The 19,633-nt window shown below is 48.0% G+C and carries 16 protein-coding genes; 9 read left to right on the top strand and 7 right to left on the bottom strand.

Annotated features, from left to right (window positions below; translation table 11 throughout):
• The first annotated feature begins 287 nt into the window (after nucleotides 1-287).
• The 6 genes from thrA (at nucleotide 288) to SHD_RS07555 (ending at nucleotide 10,099) form a co-directional block, all read left to right on the top strand.
• Nucleotides 288-2,756, top strand: coding sequence for a bifunctional aspartate kinase/homoserine dehydrogenase I (gene thrA, locus SHD_RS07580; protein ID WP_023266568.1), 2,469 nt, complete (start codon nucleotides 288-290; stop codon nucleotides 2,754-2,756).
• Nucleotides 2,753-3,691: a homoserine kinase gene (gene thrB, locus SHD_RS07575; RefSeq protein WP_023266567.1), complete on the top strand. Its 939-nt coding sequence runs from the start codon at nucleotides 2,753-2,755 to the stop codon at nucleotides 3,689-3,691. The genes thrA and thrB overlap by 4 nt, the downstream gene beginning before the upstream one ends.
• A gap of 66 nt (nucleotides 3,692-3,757) precedes the next feature.
• Nucleotides 3,758-5,041, top strand: a complete 1,284-nt coding sequence (gene thrC, locus SHD_RS07570) for a threonine synthase (RefSeq protein WP_023266566.1) — start codon at nucleotides 3,758-3,760, stop codon at nucleotides 5,039-5,041.
• Nucleotides 5,042-5,305: 264 nt separating this feature from the next.
• Nucleotides 5,306-5,599: a hypothetical protein gene (locus SHD_RS07565; protein ID WP_084294856.1), complete on the top strand. Its 294-nt coding sequence runs from the start codon at nucleotides 5,306-5,308 to the stop codon at nucleotides 5,597-5,599.
• A gap of 141 nt (nucleotides 5,600-5,740) precedes the next feature.
• Nucleotides 5,741-6,625: a substrate-binding periplasmic protein gene (locus tag SHD_RS07560; protein WP_023266564.1), complete on the top strand. Its 885-nt coding sequence runs from the start codon at nucleotides 5,741-5,743 to the stop codon at nucleotides 6,623-6,625.
• Between the two features lie 189 nt (nucleotides 6,626-6,814).
• Entirely contained in the window at nucleotides 6,815-10,099 is a 3,285-nt protein-coding gene (locus SHD_RS07555; protein ID WP_023266563.1) for a S41 family peptidase, read from the top strand.
• Nucleotides 10,100-10,328: 229 nt separating this feature from the next.
• On the opposite strand, the gene SHD_RS07550 is transcribed toward SHD_RS07555, so the two are convergent.
• From SHD_RS07550 to SHD_RS07535, 4 genes are all read right to left on the bottom strand, one after another.
• Entirely contained in the window at nucleotides 10,329-10,766 is a 438-nt protein-coding gene (locus SHD_RS07550; RefSeq protein WP_039977806.1) for an OsmC family protein, read from the bottom strand.
• A gap of 99 nt (nucleotides 10,767-10,865) precedes the next feature.
• The gene (locus SHD_RS07545; RefSeq protein WP_023266561.1) at nucleotides 10,866-11,216 is read right to left on the bottom strand and encodes a DUF3325 domain-containing protein; all 351 of its coding nucleotides are present in this window, start codon (nucleotides 11,214-11,216) and stop codon (nucleotides 10,866-10,868) included.
• Nucleotides 11,213-12,895, bottom strand: a complete 1,683-nt coding sequence (locus SHD_RS07540) for a PepSY-associated TM helix domain-containing protein (protein ID WP_023266560.1) — start codon at nucleotides 12,893-12,895, stop codon at nucleotides 11,213-11,215. Before SHD_RS07540 ends, SHD_RS07545 begins: the two co-directional genes overlap by 4 nt.
• A 1-nt stretch (nucleotide 12,896) precedes the next feature.
• The gene (locus SHD_RS07535) at nucleotides 12,897-13,271 is read right to left on the bottom strand and encodes a DUF3649 domain-containing protein (RefSeq protein WP_023266559.1); all 375 of its coding nucleotides are present in this window, start codon (nucleotides 13,269-13,271) and stop codon (nucleotides 12,897-12,899) included.
• 394 nt (nucleotides 13,272-13,665) lie between these two features.
• Between SHD_RS07535 and SHD_RS07530 the strand changes: the two genes are divergently transcribed.
• Both SHD_RS07530 and hpf read left to right on the top strand, forming a co-directional pair.
• Entirely contained in the window at nucleotides 13,666-15,234 is a 1,569-nt protein-coding gene (locus SHD_RS07530) for a methyl-accepting chemotaxis protein (protein ID WP_023266558.1), read from the top strand.
• A 230-nt stretch (nucleotides 15,235-15,464) separates the two neighbouring features.
• Nucleotides 15,465-15,821: a ribosome hibernation-promoting factor, HPF/YfiA family gene (hpf, locus tag SHD_RS07525; RefSeq protein WP_023266557.1), complete on the top strand. Its 357-nt coding sequence runs from the start codon at nucleotides 15,465-15,467 to the stop codon at nucleotides 15,819-15,821.
• Between the two features lie 112 nt (nucleotides 15,822-15,933).
• Here the strand turns inward: hpf and SHD_RS07520 are convergent, their stop codons facing one another.
• Both SHD_RS07520 and SHD_RS07515 read right to left on the bottom strand, forming a co-directional pair.
• Complete coding sequence (locus tag SHD_RS07520; protein WP_023266556.1) at nucleotides 15,934-16,611, bottom strand: response regulator transcription factor; 678 nt, start codon at nucleotides 16,609-16,611, stop codon at nucleotides 15,934-15,936.
• A 46-nt stretch (nucleotides 16,612-16,657) separates the two neighbouring features.
• A complete protein-coding gene (locus SHD_RS07515) occupies nucleotides 16,658-17,785 on the bottom strand; it encodes a sensor histidine kinase (protein WP_023266555.1) in 1,128 nt (375 codons plus the stop codon).
• Between the two features lie 374 nt (nucleotides 17,786-18,159).
• Between SHD_RS07515 and SHD_RS07510 the strand changes: the two genes are divergently transcribed.
• Nucleotides 18,160-18,705, top strand: a complete 546-nt coding sequence (locus tag SHD_RS07510) for a cysteine hydrolase family protein (protein ID WP_039977803.1) — start codon at nucleotides 18,160-18,162, stop codon at nucleotides 18,703-18,705.
• A gap of 55 nt (nucleotides 18,706-18,760) precedes the next feature.
• On the opposite strand, the gene SHD_RS07505 is transcribed toward SHD_RS07510, so the two are convergent.
• Entirely contained in the window at nucleotides 18,761-19,483 is a 723-nt protein-coding gene (locus SHD_RS07505) for a YebC/PmpR family DNA-binding transcriptional regulator (RefSeq protein ID WP_023266553.1), read from the bottom strand.
• Between the last annotated feature and the right edge of the window lie 150 nt (nucleotides 19,484-19,633).

The following is a 19,633-nucleotide window of genomic DNA, read 5'->3' as shown; positions in this document are numbered from 1 at the left end:
AATTTATGGCTGTGAAAGATTTGTTTATAAATAATCCAGTTTGGGGGTTGACAAGATTAGGTGAAAAAGGCAATTCTGTTTTACATCACATTGACATGGATTAGCCCAAACGTATGCATAGCCTAGGTTTTGTAGTAATTACCATTATTACAACCACCACTACAACCAGAGTGGGGGCGGGCTGATACACCCTAAAGAATTTAACGACGAGCCCGCTTCCCACAAAGAAGCGGGCTTTTTTGTTTCTAGCTTATGTTTCTTAGTCGGGCGCGGTACAGGAGATCAAGATGAAAGTTATGAAATTTGGTGGTACCTCGCTTGCAAATTGGCAGCGATTTTCAATGGCGGCGGATATCGTTGCCAAAGCGGCGAAAGCAGAACCAGTTGCTACAGTGCTCTCTGCGCCCGCGACAGTGACAAACGCCTTGCTAGAAATGGTCGATGTGGCGGTGAAAGGGGAAGATTATTCGCCAGTCATTCAACATGTTGAACGGGTGTTTACCTCGCTCTATCAAGATGCGGTCAGTTCTGGACTCTCAAGCAGTCAAAGCGAAGTGTTGTTCGCCGGACTAAGCGCGCAGCTTGCGCGTTGGCAGGACAGATTACGCGGTATTACGCTGCTGCAGGAATGCCCTGATGGTATTCGCGCCGAGATTGTGGTTGCGGGCGAGCGTTTGTCTGCTGCGTTGATGGAGCAAGTCATGCTGGCCAAAGGCATCACTTCGGCGCAGCTGGACCCACGTGAGCTGTTTTTAGGCCGTGGTCGTCCGCTCGAGTCCGTGGTGGATATTGCCGTCAGTAAACCGCGATTCAATAATCTTGCCCTCGATGAGAAGCGCGTTTGGGTGATGCCTGGCTTTACCGCCGCCGATGAAGACCGCAAGGTCGTGACCTTAGGCCGTAACGGCTCAGATTACTCCGCTGCCGTGCTGGCCGCTTGTTTAGATGCTTCAAGTTGTGAGATTTGGACCGACGTTGACGGCGTATACAACACAGATCCTCGGGTTGTCACCGATGCTAAGTTGTTGTCACAGCTCAGTTATCAAGAGGCGATGGAGCTGTCTTACTTTGGCGCTAAGGTGCTGCATCCTAAAACGATTGCGCCTATCGCTCAGTTTCATATTCCCTGTTATATCAAGAACAGTTTTAACCCCGATGCGCCCGGCACTCTGGTATCGAATCAGGCCGATGAAAGCGGTTTGCAGGTGAAGGCCATTTCTAATCTGGATAATCAAACCATGTTTGATGTATCAGGCCCCGGCATGAAGGGCATGGTCGGCATGGCGAGCCGCACACTGGCGGCGATTTCCCGTAGTGGTGTTTCCGTGTCACTCATCACCCAGAGTTCTTGCGAATACAGCATCAGCTTTTGTGTGGCGACCAGTGAGTCCGCCAAGGTGAAGTCGGCGCTAGAGCAGGAATTTGAGTTAGAAATCAAAAGTGACTTACTCGAGCCAATCGAAATGCGCCATGACTTGGCAATTGTCTCCTTGATCGGTGATGGAATGCGTACCCATAAAGGTGTGGCAGCACGGTTCTTCCAAGCGTTAGCGCAGGCGAGTGTGAATATCATCGCGATTGCCCAAGGCTCCTCCGAGCGTTCTATTTCAACGGTGATCGAACAGCGTAAGACCAAACATGCGGTCGCCGCCTGTCATCAAGGCTTTTTCGATGTGCAGCAGTATTTGGATGTGTTTTTAGTGGGTTGTGGCAATGTTGGCGCAGGCTTACTCGAGCAAATCAAACATCAGGCGAGTGTGTTAAAAGAGCAGCACATTAGCATACGTGTCTGCGGCATAGTCAATTCAAGCAAGATGTTACTCGATAGTGCGGGTATCGATTTAAACAATTGGCAAAACCTGCTTGCCGACAGTCAGCAGCCAAGCGATCTTCCGGCGCTACTGGCTTGGGTGAAAGAGCAACAATTATTAAACCCTGTGCTGGTGGATTGTACTTCAAGCGATCAAGTATCGAACCAGTATTTAGAGGTGATGAACGCGGGCATGCACGTAGTGACGCCGAATAAAAAGGCCAACACTCGCGATTACGCCTATTACCAAGCTTTGCGTCAAACAGCATTAAAGCAACGTCGTCAGTTCCTGTATGAGACCAACGTGGGCGCAGGATTACCCGTTATCGATAACTTGAAAAAACTCTTATTTGCTGGCGATAAGTTACACAAGTTTAACGGTATTTTGTCAGGCTCCTTATCCTTTATCTTCGGTAAACTCGATGAGGGTATGACGCTGTCAGAAGCGACTAAATTGGCGCGGGAAAAATGCTTTACCGAGCCCGATCCCCGTGATGATTTAAGTGGTATGGATGTGGCGCGTAAAGTGCTGATCTTAGCCCGTGAAGTGGGTTTGAAACTTGAGCTAAGTGATATCGTTGTCGACTCAGTCTTGCCTGACGATTTTGATGATTCAGGCGATGTGGAAAGTTTTATGGCGCGTTTACCCGAGGCAGATGCCGCTATTGCGGCGCGAGTGGCAGAGGCGAAAGCGCAGGGCAAAGTGCTGCGTTATGTGGGGCAGATTGAAGAGGGCGCGTGCTATGTGCGTATCACCGAAGTCGATGCCACCGATCCGCTCTACAGCGTAAAAGGCGGTGAAAATGCCCTGGCATTCTACAGCCGTTATTATCAGCCGATTCCCTTTGTGCTACGTGGTTATGGTGCGGGTACAGAAGTGACAGCGGCAGGTGCCTTTGCCGATGTATTAAGAACCTTAAATTGGACTCGTGAGGTGAGTGTATGAGTTTGACCGTTTACGCTCCCGCCTCTATGGGTAATGTGGGTGTGGGCTTTGACTTATTGGGCGCGGCACTTGCGCCCATCGATGGCAGTTTACTGGGCGATAGGGTCACGATTGCAGCGGCGGATGCGGGGGTGAGCCTTACTCAAGTGGGAGCTTGGGCGCATAAGTTACCCAGCAATCCCGAGGAGAATATTGTCCATCAATGTGCGGTATTTTTCTTAAAAGCCCTTGGAAAAGAAAACCAAGGTGTGGCATTAACCCTAGAGAAAAACTTGCCCGTCGGCAGTGGCTTAGGCTCGAGCGCCAGTTCTGTGGTTGCTGCTCTTTACGCGTTAAATGAGCATTTCGAACGACCGTACGATAAACAAGCTCTACTCGAACTCATGGGCGAGTTTGAGGGCAAGATCAGCGGAAGCGTGCATTATGACAACGTCGCGCCCTGTTATTTGGGCGGCATGCAGCTGATGCTCAATGTGCCCGGTGCTATCTGTGAGCCGATTCCCAGTTTTAAACAATGGTATTGGGTGGTGGCGTATCCTGGGATTTCACTCTCAACGGCCATGATGCGTAAACTCATGCCAGAACAATACGATAAGTCCGTGGCCATCGATTTTGGGCGTTATTTGAGTGCCTTTGTGCACGCCTCTTATCAGCAAAACGCCAAGCTTGCGATTCAAGTCTTGAAGGATGTGTTGGCCGAACCTTACCGCGCGGCGGCGATACCGGGTTATGACAACGCCAGAGCGGCGCTCGCCGAATTAGGCATGTTAACCACTGGCATTTCGGGCAGTGGGCCAACGCTGTTTTCGGTGACTGATGATCTCGCGACTGCTAATGCGGCCAAGGCGTGGTTAGAGGCTCATTATTTGACCGAAGTGGGGGGCTTTGCCCATGTGTGCCGCCTCGATGAGCAAGGCACGCGTCGAGTCGATTAATTTTTCTTACTTTTAAAAGCATTAAGTCCAAGTCTAAAGGCTTGGCACTGATAAGGTCGAGTGAGCATGGAACTATATAATTTAAAACACCCTTCGCAGAAAGTGAGCTTTAAGGAAGCGGTGCAATTAGGACTCGGTAAAGACAGAGGGCTGTTTTTTCCTACTCAAATCCCAGTGTTGCACGACATTGAGGCGCTGCTGGCGATGCCTTTTGTAGAGCGCAGTAAAAAAGTGCTCGGCGCTTGGCTTGCCTCAGAGCTTGGGCAAGACGCGGTAGATAAACTGGTCGAGCGTGCCTTTAATTTCGATTTGCCCTTGGTTGCAGTCGATGAGCAGCGCTCGTGCCTCGAGCTTTTCCACGGACCAACCTTAGCATTCAAGGATTTTGGCGCGCGCTTTATGGCGCAATGCATCAATGCCTTTGCCCAAGACTCGCGCTTAACCATTTTAACAGCAACCTCGGGTGACACTGGGGCAGCGGTGGCCGATGCCTTTTACGGCCTAGATAAAGTGAATGTCGTGGTGCTTTATCCTAAGGGCAAGATCAGTGAACTACAGGAAAAAATGTTCACCACCTTAGGCAAGAACATTCACACTGTGGCAGTAGCGTCCGATTTCGATGCTTGCCAGCACTTAGTCAAACAGGCTTTTGAAGATAGCGATGTGCGTGATGGCTTGCATTTAAACTCGGCCAACTCAATCAATATCAGTCGCTTACTGGCACAGATTTGTTATTACTTCGAAGCAGTCGCCCAATCGAAACAGCGCCATGAGGCCGACCCTGTAATTGCTGTGCCCAGTGGTAATTTTGGTAATCTCACCGCGGGATTATTTGCCAAAGCCATGGGCTTACCAGTTAAACGTTTTATTGCCGCCACCAACGCGAATGACACTGTGCCACGTTATTTAGAGACTGGCGTTTGGCAACCTAATCCCACTCAAGCGACTATGTCCAATGCGATGGATGTGAGCGAGCCAAGTAACTGGCCGCGCGTCGAGGCCATTTGCGAGAAACTCGGTTGGCCATTGGCGGACCTAGTGGGTATTCGTTTATCAGAGGCGCAAACTTCGGAGGCGCTAGCAGAGTTGCATGCCAAAGGTTATGTGTCCGAACCTCATGCGGCGATTGCAGCGAGAGCGTTAACGCTTAACTTAGTGCCTGATGAAGTGGGGATATTTTTAGGCACGGCGCATCCTGCCAAGTTTAAGGATGTCGTAGATAGAGAGCTTAACCTGGATTTACCTTTGCCAGCAGAACTTAAAGCGGTGGAGCATAAACCCATACTCTCGGCAGAATTAGCCGCCGATTTTTCTCAGTTAAAGTCACATTTATTTGCGGTGTTAAGCTGATCTTGAAAATTACTGTTAAGTAAAATATCAAGGGAGTCGATTGACTCCCTTTTTACATCTGTAAATGAACCTTAAGAGAATTAATTAAAGCTTTGCATCCGGAGCGATTATCAAACCTTTATATAACTATATGAATTCAAATTCATATTTGTAACTTAGTGTATTGGTTGTCGTTAAAGGGATGTGAGTTGCTTCACGATTAAGTTGAATCGAATTCGATATGTTCACCCGTCTATTTAGGATTTAACAATTGGATCAATGATTTTGTTTAAATATGTTTTATCAGGAGCTTGCCTTATCTTTTTTCTCTCAAGTTGCGCCTTAGAACCTCCGCAATTACCACGGCGCATTAACGAAGCCTATGATTTTGAAGTGACTCACTGTGACAGTTTTGCCTTAGTCACAGGTGTGAGCCGTCATGCTGATAATCTCGCCGAGGCAAAACGTTCTGCAGCCTTGCAAGGGGAGGAGTTGGGGGGCACTCATATTGTGTGGTTACAAACCGATATGGGGGAGCCGACAAAAGTAGTGGCGATTGTGTATAAATGTTTACTTTAATTTCAGGTTAAATGACTTAGTGATTAAGTTAATGGCGGCTTGTTTGGATGCCGACTAAGCTTAGCAATGCGATGCGTTCGAATCTTATGAAATAAGAGGCTGTAAAATCATTTAAAAACAACTAGCAACGAGGCAATTACAGTGCCAAAGGGCGTTTTTCAGTTTTGCCATATCCTGCTGTTATGCGTTTTTACTTTCCCTGCTTTGGGTGCGACATCTAAGGCCGCTTCCCCTATTTGTGCCCATCCCCTTAGTGCCGGTTATAACGATTGGCCTCCCTATGCATGGCAAGACCGGCAAGGTGTAGCACAAGGGCTTGATGTTGAATTGCTTCGTAGCTTTGCCGAATATCTGGGATGTGAGATTAACTTTATCAATGTGCCTGCTAAGCGGTCCCATCAAATGCTCAAAAGTGGCACTTTAGATATGATGATGGGCGCAACTAAAACCTTCGAGCGTGAAGAATACGCTTTATTTTCTTCACCATATCGTCATGAGGAGGTTCGCCTGTTTGTGTTGGATGAAAAAAAGGACAGCATTAAGTTAAGCCAGTGGCAAGATATATTTAGTCAAAAATTAAGGCTGCTTGTACCTATTAGTGGCTGGTATGGCGCAGACTATGAGCAGACCAGAGAGCGTTTAGCGCAGGAAAACTTACTAGTATTGAGTCCTGATGTCGACAAATCGGTGCAAATGCTCACTTATGGTCGAGCTGATTTGATCATTGGTGATGCCATGGCGATGCCTTATATTGCCAGCCAACATCAAGGTATTAGGCTATCGGTACTTAATCCTATCCTAGACCATAACCAAATCCATTTAATGCTCAGCAAGCAAAGCATGTCTGTTGAACAATTGAAGCAATTTAATAAAGCTATCAAAGTGTTAACTAATAATGGGGAGGTTGCGCGGATTATCCATAAATGGCAGCAACTATCACTGGCGAAGCAAACGAAAATAAGCAATCAGCAAAGTCCTATCGATCGCCAATATGCTGGTTTATCCAGCCTAATGTTTTCAAAGTAGCTTTATTAGACATGGCAAATGGTAAGCCTATGACACATTTGCTAAAACTTCTCTTCCCTTAAGTTACTGCCCTCTATCAAAAATTCTGTTAGCTTGATGTGCTAGTTTGCCTGACTTTGAGCTTAATGTTACAAAGTTTGCCCGCTTGAAAGTTCATTGCTAACAATAACAATAGGATAGAGACTTCACATGAAACTTCGTCATTCAGTTGCCTGCTGCATGCTCGCCCTTGGCACTTTGTCTGCAGCCCCAGTATTTGCAGCACAATCGACTAGTAATCAAGGTTATTACCGTGCCCCCGCCTTGCATGATCAAACTTTAGTTTTCACGGCCGAAGGCGATCTTTGGACTCAAACGCTCGGGCAAAAAGCGGCGACACGCCTGACCACTCTACCCGCAGAAGAGCTAGGCGCCGCCATCTCTGCCGATGGTAAATGGGTGGCCTACGTGGCCAATTATGAGGGCGCGAGTGAGGTCTATGTTATTCCTGTGGCAGGCGGTGTGGCCAAACGAGTAAGTTTCGAAAACAGCCGAGTGCGGGTGCAAGGCTGGACCGCAAAGGGCGAAGTGCTTTATTCCACCGACAGTGGCTTTGGCCCTGCAAATAATTGGATGCTGCGACTGGTGAACCCTGAAACCTTGGCGACGACCGACTTACCACTTGCCGATGCGGTGGAAGGGGTGATCGATGCCAATAATCAGTATGTCTATTTTACCCGTTTCGGCCTGCAGGTGACTGGGGATAACGCTAAAGTTTATCGCGGCGGCGCTAAGGGTGAGTTATGGCGCTTTAAACTCGGCGGCAAGGATGAGGCACAGTTACTCAGTGGTGAGCATCAAGGTTCAGTGCGTCAGCCTATGCTATGGCAAGACAGACTCTACTTTATCAGCGACAGCGATGGTAACGACAATCTCTGGTCCATGGCGCTTGATGGTAGTGATGCTAAACAGTTGACCCAATATAAAGATTGGCAGGTGCGCGGTGCTCGCATGGACCAAGGCAAAGTCGTGTTCCAGCAGGGTGCTGATATTCATGTTTTTGATATCGCTTCCGCCAAAGACTCATTATTGGATATTGAATTAACGTCAGATTTTGCCCAGCGCCGCGAGCATTGGGTAAAAGATCCTATGGATTATGCAACCTCAGCGAACCTTGCTCTGGCGGGGGATAAAGTGGTGATCACCGCCCGCAGCCATGTGGTGATTGCGGGAATTGACGGTTCACGTTTAGTGCAAGTGGCGCTGCCTGGCACCTATCGCGTGCGCAATGCGATTATGAGTCAGGATGGTAAATCGGTTTATGCCATCAGCGACATGAGTGGCCAACAGGAAATTTGGCAATTTCCTGCCGATGGTAGCAGCGGCGCGAAGCAACTCACCAAAGATGGCCATACCTTAAGAATGACGCTGAGTCTGTCAAACGATGGCCGCTACCTTGCCCACGACGATAACGACGGCAATGTGTGGTTGCTGGACCTTAAGAAAAATTCCAATCAAAAAATCATCAGCAACGGTGAGGGGCTTGGCCCCTATGCCGATATTCGCTGGTCGGGTGACAGTCGTTTTATCGCGTTAACTAAATCCGAAATCGGCAAGCAAAGGCCACAAATCGTGCTGTATTCAGTGGACGAAAATAAGGCCCAAGCGCTCACCAGTGACAAGTATGAGTCCTATTCGCCGACCTTTAGCAGCGATGGCCAGTGGTTATATTTCCTCTCCAATCGCCAGTTTACTGCAACACCAAGCTCACCTTGGGGCGACCGCAATATGGGGCCAGTGTTTGATAAACGCAGCCAGATTTTTGCGATTGCCTTAGTAAAAAATGCTAAGTTCCCCTTCAGTAAACCCACAGAGCTGACGACTAAAGCGGCTGAAAACGCAGACTCCAAAGATAAACCGACGCCAGTAAAAATTGATTGGGCGGGCATTGGCGAGCGTTTATGGCAAGTTCCTGTTGATTCAGGTAATTACAGCCAGCTAAGTGCCATTGACGGTCGTCTCTATGTGCTTGACCAAGCCATTGGCGATGACGCTGAGCCCAGCTTGATGACGATTAAGTTTAGTGAGCAGCGCCCAAAAGTCGAAGTGTTTGCTGAAGATGTGGCGAACTACAGTGTGTCCGCCGATGGTAGCAAGTTGTTACTGCGCAAAAATAGCAATGAAAAGTCGCTGCTGATCGTCGATGCGGGCGACAAGTTGGGGGATACCGAAAACGCCAAGGTGCAAACGGACCAGTGGCAATTAGCGATTTCACCCACCCTAGAATGGCAACAAATGTTTGAAGATGCCTGGTTAATGCACAGAGACTCCTTCTTCGATAAGAAGATGCGTGGCCTCGATTGGCAGGCGACCAAGGCCAAGTACCAACCATTACTTGAGCGTTTGACCGACCGTAACGAGTTAAACGATATCTTTATGCAGATGATGGGCGAGCTAGACTCATTACACTCGCAGGTGCGTGGTGGCGATCTTCCAAAAGACCCTGACGCAGCAAAAGGCGCGAGTTTAGGCGCGCGGCTACAACAAACCAAAGATGGGGTGAAGATTGCCCATATTTATCGTAATGATCCTGAGCTACCTAGCCAGGCATCGCCCTTAAGCCGTATCGAAGTCGATGCGAAAGAAGGCGACATGCTACTCGCCATCAATGGCACGCCTGTGAGCAATGTGGCCGATGTGGCTCGTTTATTGCGTAATCAGCAGGATAAACAGGTTCTGCTTGAGCTTAAACGCGGCGGCCAAAACCATAAAACCGTGGTGATGCCGGTCAGCACTCAGGTCGATAGCCAATTACGTTACTTAGATTGGGTTAACCACAACGCGGGCGTCGTGACTGAGTCGAGTAAGGGCAAGATTGGTTACTTGCACTTATATGCCATGGGCGGCGGTGATATTGAGAATTTTGCCCGTGAGTTTTACACCAATTACGATAAGGACGGTTTGATTATCGACGTGCGCCGTAACCGCGGCGGCAATATTGATAGTTGGATCATCGAAAAACTGTTGCGCCGCGCTTGGGCCTTCTGGCAGCCAACCCATGGCACACCGAATACCAATATGCAGCAAACCTTCCGTGGCCATTTAGTGGTGTTAACCGACGAGCTAACGTACTCAGATGGTGAAACCTTCTCTGCGGGGATTAAGGCGCTGGGCATTGCTCCGCTGATAGGTAAGCAAACTGCGGGTGCAGGCGTGTGGTTATCGGGTCGTAACTCACTCACAGATAAAGGCATGGCGCGGGTCGCCGAATATCCGCAATATGCGATGGATGGCCGCTGGGTACTCGAAGGACATGGGGTGACACCGGATATTGAGGTGGATAACCTACCCTTTGCGACCTTTAACGGCCACGATGCGCAGCTCGAAACTGCCATCAGCTATCTTAAGGATGAGTTGATCAAGCAACCTATCCCTGCGTTGAAGGCGCAACCAATGCCTGCTAAAGGTATGGCGGAAGATATTAAGGCTAAGTAATTGGCCTTAATATAAAAATTTAACCGAGGTTTAAGTTAGCTGAGTTAAGCTAATTGAGTTCAATGTTAGGGTGTTGTCTTGTGGTTCCCGAGACAACACCCATTTTTATGCCCATTGATTGAGTTACCTACAAATCAATCAATGCTTTCAACCTCGGTAAAAGTATTTAATCAACACGCCCTAGTGAGGTTGAAAGACACGTTTATTGACATGGTGGTATCCGCTAGTGTCAATACTTGATTTGGATATCCGTTGCTAACGTATTGGCGATAAAGCAGTTTGCGTGTGCTTTTTCATGAATTTTCTCAAGAGTCTCAGCTGACACCTCGACACCTTCGGCAAACACCACCTTAGGATTTAAAATCATTTTGGTGACAGCAAGCTTGCCTGCCTCGTTTTTCCCCAACTCAGCCGACGCCTCGTCGACATAAGAGGCGACGGGGAGGCGTTTGAGGTGTGCAATGGCGAGGAAGGTAAGCATATGGCATGAGGATAGCGCCGCGAGCAGGCTTTCCTCTGGGTTCACCAAATGTTCATTACCCTTATATTCGGGGGCAGAAGACGCCTGAATCGTTTGACCGCTGCCAAACGTAATACTGTGGTCACGGCAGAATTCACCTTCTTCGGCTGGAGAGGTTTGCCAATTCACCGTTAAGTTAAAGCCCATGTTTTTCTCCTCATTGCAGGACATCAGGGCACTATAGCTTAGCTAAAAAGACTTCTCCAGCATGGGGCGCACAGTTTAGTGCGCCACCTGTGAAACGGCTTAGATCCCACCACTTAACAGCAAGCTGCCAGTCAATACACTGCCGGTGACTATGCCAATGGGAAGATGGCGTGGGCTGTAGCTTAGGGTCAAAATCACTAACATGGCGGCTAGCGAGATGATCCCCATAAACAGAATACTGCCATAGGCCCAGCCTTGCCCGTGGGCACAGGTGCTTAAGCTGATGATTAATAACAGCCAAGCAAACAGGGTTAACAGGCGGCTCTGCCATTGTGACGGTGGGCGTTTAAACACATCCTTAAAATGGCCAAACTTGGCTAACGCAAACAGCGCAAGGGAGAGATAACTAAGCCCGAGAATGCCGAGCATAGGGATAAATTCTGGCATCATGATTTTGCTTCCTCCAAGGGAGACGACGAGGCAAGTTCGTTAGCATAACTCGGATCTGGCTGTTTTCTTCTGACTTTTTCAGAAGTAGCCGTATTTTTTCGACTCGGTTTTTGCAGTGTTTTGACCACCGCTGAGAGTCGTGTACTGGCAAATAACATCGCACTGCCTAGTAGTAGAGCGACTATATCAAACCCCACCAGTGCCCATTGTTGGCTGCGGATATTATCAATAAAGTGGCTTGGTGAGGTAAATGCGTTCAGTATCGGCAGCGCACAATAAAGTACTCCGATGAGCATTAAGGCCAATTGCCAATGGCGTCTGCTTCTACCGAAAAATGCCCAAACGCCCATTGCCGCTAGGGCGATAAAGAAGCTGTGAACCTCCCAAGCAGAGCGGGTGGCAAAATCGACGGGTAACAGGCGATTGGCATAGAAAAACGCTGCCGCGCCCAGGGGCAAGCCTAAGATAAACATGAAGTTTAAGCCTTCGACTAAGCGCAGACCACGGCTTGCTTTTTCACCTTTATCGATAGCTTTTTGCTGCTTTTGGCGCAGACGAATCGCCCACATTAAGGTGCCAGTGGCCACCATGGCACAGCCGAGTAAGCCGCAGAAGAAGAACAAAATACGTAGCAGTGGCGCGGCAAAACGCGCTGTATGTAGCGACATCATAGTGTCGTAGGTGGCAACCGTGGCAGACACTTCATGGGGGCTGGCGTATTTGAGTTCACCAGTCACACCGTTAAAGACTAAGATTGTCGACTCGTCGGTGACCTCTTTGCCAGTATTTTGGTAGAAGGTGACTTGGCTATTTTGATCTTTAGGATAAGAAACAATCACCTGCTTAATAGGCGCATCGCCCCATTCTGCCTGAACTTGGGGTAGCAGTCGGCTTAAGCGCACTTGCTCTGCCTGAATACCCGAGGCTTTTTCGGTTTGTCTCGCCGGATTGAGTTCTTTTAAAAAGGCTTGATTATCCTCAGGATAAGCTGTGCTCACCGTCCATGGAATATACATCAACATTAAGGTAATGAGGCCAGTATAAGTGATCATCAAATGATAGGGCAGGGCAATCACTGAGCTGACATTATGGGCATCTAACCAAGAGCGCGCGCCCTTGTTCTGGCGAAAGCTAAATAGGTCTTTAAAGATACGCTTATGGATAACGATGCCGCTGATAAGGGCAATCAGCATCAACATGGTGCAGACACCCACAATGTAACGCGCCGTAATGGCGGACATATAGTGCAGGTCGAAATGTAAACGATAGAAGAAGTCACCACCGCGGCTATCACGGACATCAGTAATGACGCCACTACCATCGGCCAGTGCGGTATGTTGCTCGATTTTGCCACGGCGTTGCCCCTTTTCAGGCGGCAGTTGCCAAGCAAAACTGAGCATTGGGCTGCGATCTGTTGGGAAATTTATTAACCAACGCTGTGTGTTAGGGGCTGAATGCGTTTCAATATAGCTTTGACCCTTCTCGAGCTGGTTAGCGACTTGGTCAACTTGATAGTCCTGAAAAGCCCCGCGGTGGAGCTCAGGTTCGGCCCACAGGCTCATCTCGTGGCGGAAATAACTCAGGCTACCAGCAAAAAAGATCAGCAATAATACCCAGCAAACGAGTAAACCCGCCCAAGTATGCAGCCAAGATAGGGTTCTAAAAAAGGTTTCTTTCATCTTACTGTCCACACACCTTAAGCAGAGCAAAACACAGGAGACTAAATAGCGTGAGATCCCGCCACGCATGCCAGGTTTTACGCACGCAGAAGGCATAAATTATCGCGATGGCATAAAACAAGAATGCCAGCATATTGGCCGTTAATGTGTTCTCAAAACGAGACATTGGCAGTATTTGAGTCAGTAAACAGGCTAGTGTTGCTGCCGCAATATAGCCCGCTAACAAAGCGGCACTAGCACGAACAAACACCTGCAAGCCAAACTGAGTTTGATCCTGTTTAATCCAGCGTATGACAGCATGAAAATGACCCCAAGCAGCGTGAACATTTGTCGCTGATGTTGGTGAAGGTGTATTGGATACTGGGATATGAGACATAAGTGCTGCTTATTTCAATCAATATAAGAACCATAATGGCAACCTGCCATATCACGCATACCACTCCATTGATTGATTTATGCCTAACCCTATTCACTTGGGTGCATGCGCAAAGGAGAGTTGCTAATCGTTTTGGAGTATAACTTAGTTTATTTAAATGATAAACAATATCATTTGTATTTGTGGGGTGGTGAAATATTTTGGGGGATGGATCGCGTTATACTTAAGCCTGTGCAATATGTCACAAATGTTTGGTTTTATTAATGAGTTTGATCTTGCTTGTTTAGTATTTGGTTAAATTTTCTGCTTCCAGTGTGAGCTTAATCAAAGTAGGTGTTCTGCCATTTTGTCAAAATCCCCTGCAACTTTCACTTGGAGTCAGTTCGATATCCCTATGCAAACACATTCTAAAAAGGGTGAAAAACACCTATCTGAAAACGCGATTCTCCTCTCTACGACCGACCTGAAAGGAAATATTAAGTATGTTAATCAGACTTTTTCGCAGATAAGTGAATATAGTGTTGCTGAATTGCAGGGGAGCCCACATAACATAGTGCGTCATGAGGATATGCCTGCTGCCGCGTTTAAAATGCTCTGGGATCGGATTAAAAGTGGCAAACCATGGATGGGAATAGTCAAAAATAAAACCAAAAGTGGTAGTTACTATTGGGTTAATGCTTACGTTGCCCCTGTCTATGAGGATGGCAAAATTCATGAGTATCAATCTGTTCGACGTCAAGCAACCCCTGAGCAAATTAGGGCAGCAGAGGACATCTATCAAGGAATTAATCAAGGTAAGCAGCCTAAGGCATTAAAAAAGGATGTCTTGGGATTTCAGGGGAAAATTTTGCTCGCGATGTTTGTTGCGATTGCAGCAACAGCATCATTGGCGTGTTATTCACCTTTATTAGCTGCGCTTGCGGGTGGCATTGTTGCTTGGCTTTTATGGTTCAAATTGATGCAGCCATTGCAAGCCTTGGTAAAGGTGGCGACAAATATTATTGACGATCCAGTGGCCATGGGCGTGTATACCGGCAGACAGGACGAGATTGGTAAAATTGACCTTGCCCTGCGATTTTTAATTACCGAAATTGGCGGTGTAGTCGGCCGAATGGCGGATTCTGCCAGTGAGATCCAAGAGCAGAGTGTCAATCTTAAACAAACCATCACCAATACCTGGGAGCACGCCGATAGCCAGAGCGCACAGACCACGCAGGCGGCCACCGCGATGGAGCAAATGAGTGCTAGCTTTGCGGAAGTGACGGACAATATCCACCGCACCGCATCCGAGATGGTTTCTAGTCATCAGGCGGCTCAGCGCGGTCATTCACGGCTTGAAACTGTTATCGAGGCGATACATCAACTGAGTGTGCAGGTGAGCCATTTCTCCGATGTGGTGCAAACGATTGAGCAGGATAGCCAAGCGATTCATCAAGTGTTAGAAGTCATCCGCTCCATTGCCGATCAAACTAACCTGTTAGCACTCAATGCGGCGATTGAAGCGGCGAGGGCGGGGGAAAGTGGCCGCGGCTTTGCCGTTGTTGCCGACGAGGTGCGGCAGTTATCTAGTCGAACCAGCCAGTCGACCTCGCAAATTGAGCAGATAGTCAGTCGCTTTAAAGACAGCACCCAAAGGGCCACATCGACCATGACGGCCGGACAGGAGCAAGTAAAACGCTCAGTCTCCTTGGCGCAGGATGCCAGTGTCGCCTTTGGCGAGTTGTTATCCTCTATTGCCAGGATCAACTCCTTAAGCGATGACAATGCGGCGGCAATGACGCAACAGACGTCTGTGGCGGCGGAAATTAGCCGTGCTATCCATGTGATTAGCGATCTGGCCCAGCAGAGCTTACAACAGACACAGGATGCAGCGGCGAGGGGAGAGCAGGTATCGCGCTTATCGACGAAAACTCACCACCTATCGCAGCAATTCTGGCAACAGAGTGTGCAACGTAAGTATTAATCCTCGAATATAGGACTGGTTGGTTTATATTTATAGTCGATTATAAATCAACCAGTTACTCATTTTTAAAGTTCCCTTCAATTGTTATTTCTTTGATTGGTCTCACATTTAGCGACGGCTAATACCCGTTTCAGTCGAAATATTTGTCTAGGGGGCTTGTGTTTTATTTGCCATGCCCCAAGCTCTAATAGTGAAGCGAAAAAAAGTAAAGACACTAAAAGGGACAACCTATGAAAATTAATCTTTCTGGTCACCATGTCGATGTTACTGATTCTGTTAAAGAACACGTAAACGAAAAGTTTTCTAAAATCGCCACTCATTTCCCCACATTGATCGGCCTCGATATCATTATTGCTAAGGAGCATGGCGAGTTTCAGGTTGAAATTAGAACGAATTATGAGGGCAGTCGCATCTCTGCCTCGGGTACGGATGAAATCATGTATCCCGCGATTGCCGCCGCAGCGAAAAAACTCGATGCTGCACTTAAACACCGTAAAGGCCAGTTAAAGGCGGACTTACATGAAAAGCCGACCTGTACTACGCCGCCTATTGCCCATGAAATTATCCAAGAGATGGATTTGCGATAGATTTTAATCCTAAGCATGTAATGAAAGGGCCTATGAGGCCCTTTTTCGTTGAATTTAATTTGTCTTTAACCTAGCAGTTAACACACTAAATCTCATCCCCACATTCAATGTTTTAAATCAGGGAAAGCTGTAATCCCTTTAGCACGGCTTGGGTGCGGTCACGGCAATCGAGTTTAGCTAGTATGGTGGAGACGTGATTTTTGACCGTGCCTTCGGCCAAAAACACCGCATTGGCAATTTCTTTATTGGAGAATCCCCCCGCCATAAAGCCTAAGATCTCCCGCTCGCGATCGGATAATAGGCCGTGAGTCGGCCCGCTTTGCGCCGTTACAGAGGATTGCTGCATCTGTTCAAGTACTGAAGGCTCTATCAAGTGCCCGCCCTGAGCGACGGTTTCAATGGCATGCAGTAACTTATCCAGTGACACATCCTTCAATAAGAAACCATTTGCGCCTGCCTGAAGGCTATTTAAAAACAATTCGCTGTCATCAAAGGTGGTTAACATAATCACAGGTAAGGAGTTTTGTGCGGCGCGAAGCTGTTTTAGCAGACTGATACCATCGAGCACTGGCATGCGTATATCGCTTAACAGCAAGTCAACGGCTTCGGTTTGCAGCAGTTTAAGTGCTTCTTGACCATTCTCGGCCTGCCAAACTACTTTGATATGTTGTGAGATAGCAATTAGGCTGGCGATGCCCTGACGCACCAATTGTTGGTCTTCCACTAATCCCACTCTAATCGGGCGAGGCGCTGGCGGATAATCTTCGGTCATTATTTGATGACTTTCCATGAATGTGACTTATTCCTTGGTTAACTGTTTCATTATTAATGCCATTTTACGCTGCGTTGCCGCGCGGCAGACGAATCATTAGCGAGCAGCCTTGGGCGTGCGAACCATCTTCACCTGTGTCATTGGGTTGCAAACGCGCGCTGCCGTGAAAAGGCGATAATCTTTCCTGCATACTGTTTAGGCCAACGCCTTGTGAGGCGCTTTGGCTTATCCCTTGGCCATTATCTTTAAGGCGAATGATAAGCTCTGATTGCTCCTCTTGCATCGACAGCGTGAGTTGATTGGCCTTGCCATGGCGCACGGCGTTACTGATCCCTTCCTGCAACACCAGCAATAAGGCCTGAGCCAGTTCAGTCGACTGGAGCGGCATTAATGATTCATACCGCAGGCTAACATTGGGCAAACGGCTTGCAATGGCATTAAGCGGCGGCGTTAAATCGAGACCAATATTCACCCGCTGCGCCCGAACCACGGCGCGGATACTCTCTAATAATTCCTTGGCAAGCGATTTACTCTGATTGACTGTGGTTTTGAGCTCCGCAGGCGCCTGATGACTTAAGAGCTCAAGTTGCAGTGATAATGCCGTGAGCTGGTGGCCGAGAATATCGTGCAAATCCCGTGAGATCCTCAATCTTTCTTGCTGCTCGCTGGTTTGGCTCAGCAAGGCTCTCGTGGCGATAAGTTGTTGATTAAGCTGTTCCTGTATTCGGCGAGACTCGCGCTCCGACAATCTCGCTTGGCTACTGCTGTAGGCAAACAGTTGAAACCCCATGTAAATAAGCACATTAATCATCACACTGCTTGAGGTTTGGGTGTGGAGGAGCAGGTAATAACCAAGATTAGCTAACAGGATCTGTGCTATTGCGGCGCGGCGGCTAAAAAACTCAGGTAAGAGCGAAGCCCAGATCACCAGTAGAATGGGCAGCAATGGATGTTGACTCAACAGCATCAATCCGAAGACGCTGCCGACGAGTGCACCGCTTAACAGCTTGCTCAGATTGAGGTTTTTTCGGGGGAAATCCTGCGTTGTTAATAACAAGAAGAGCAGAATAAATAAGGTATACAGGGCGAGATGGCTAAAGGTCGCGAGTGTGGGGAGCTTTGATTGCATATCCTGATTGAACCCTAGCCAAGTGACAAGCGCCCAAGTGAGGCTGCCTGCGCCAATCAGCATTGTTTCTGCTCTGATGAATCGATTTCCCCGCACTGATTAGATTCCTATTATTCATGCTGCCATCCATTCTACGGCAAGAATGTAATAAGTCACTAAACCACTATGGCAAAGGTGACTCATTTTCAACATCAGTTAGCTCATCAGTAGTTTGATTTATTTCATTAAATTGTCATCAAACTTGGCTTGAACTTCTTAAGCGGCTGGCATATTTTGGCCTTATGCACAAATTTGCCGTTTACTTAACCCACACTACGACCACTACTGCTTCGGCGGTGCGTGCGTAGCGATTTGTGCCTAAAAATCGATTACTCAACCCCGCCCAAAGTGGCGGGGTTGTTTTTTCCGTCTTTTGGGCAATAACGCTGGAGAATGTGATGGATAACATGAGCTTGCCTAAAACTGCACTGTTAATTATTGATATGCAGCAGGGACTATTTTACGCCGATGCGCCGCCCTTTAATCGGGAACAGGTGCTTAATAATATCAATCTGTTAATTGCCAACGCCCGTGAGGTTGGGGCACCCATTTGGGCGGTTCGCCATACTGGGCCTGAAGCTTCCCCGATTGCTGCGGGAACGGCAAATTGGCAATTGATTGAATCCTTAGCGATTAATCCGCAGCTGGATAATATCTTTGATAAAACCAAGCCAAGTTGTTTTTATCAAACTGGATTGGCAGAGGCGTTAACCCATGAGGGGATAAGTGAGCTGGTGATAGTGGGGATGAAAACCCAGTATTGTATTGATACTACTTGCCGAATTGCGGCGGAACTTGGCTGGCAGGTGGTGTTAGCCGCCGATGCGCACACTTGTATGGATACGGCGCAGCTCTCGGCAGAGGCGATTATTGCCCACCATAATGCCACGCTCCAAGGCGCCTTTGTGCGTTTAGCCAAAAGCGCGGATATTGAATTTCATTAATGCTCGCAAACAAAAACGCAGCCCTTAGGCTGCGTTTTTTGATATCAGAATCAACTTATTCTTGAATATCTGCGTTGTGATACACGTTTTGTACGTCGTCACAATCTTCTAATGCGGCGATAAACTTATCGAATGTGGCCACATCTTCGCCAGATACTGGCGTCATATTTTGCGGTACGAAGGTGATGTTTTCCACTTCGAAGTTGATGTCAGGCATCGCATCAGTCAGTGCGGTTTTGACTTTGAAGAATTCAGTGTGCGGCGCGATAACGCTGATCATGCCGTTTTCCACTTCAACGTCGTTCACGTCGACATCGGCCATCATTAGGATCTCGAGGATGGCATCTTCGTCTTCACCTGGGAATACGAAAACGGCAGATTGGTCAAACATATGGCCTACAGTGCCTGGGGTGCCGAGTTTGGCATCGTTCTTCACAAAGGCTTGACGCACTTCGGTGAAGGTACGTTTTACGTTGTCAGTTAAGCAGTCCACGATAACCATGCAGTTACCTGGGCCGAAACCTTCATAGCGTGCAGTATCATAATCTTCACCGCCACCACCTTTGGCTTTCTCGATTGCACGTTCGATAACGTGTGCTGGCACTTGGTCTTTCTTAGCGCGTTCGATTAAACGGCGAAGTGATAAGTTGCCGTCTGGCTCAACGCCACCTTGTTTGGCGACTACGTAAATTTCTTTACCGTAGCGCGAGTAAAGGCGGGTTTTCTGGCCAGCTGTTTTCGCCATGGATTCTTTACGGTTTTGATATGCTCTGCCCATCTTGATCTCGTTAGCTCAAAAAAATTGCGCCGATATTAGCAGTTTTCAGTCCTGTTGTGCAGTCACTCGGCTCGGAATTATTGTTAATAAAGCGATGAATAACACATTTTATCTTCAAAAAATAATAGGGAGATTTCGAGGTAATTTGAC

This window comes from Shewanella decolorationis S12 (assembly GCF_000485795.1).
Classification (GTDB): domain Bacteria; phylum Pseudomonadota; class Gammaproteobacteria; order Enterobacterales; family Shewanellaceae; genus Shewanella; species Shewanella decolorationis.
The sequence above is the reverse complement of the archived record's forward strand: the minus strand, read 5'-3'. Positions and strand labels throughout refer to the sequence as shown.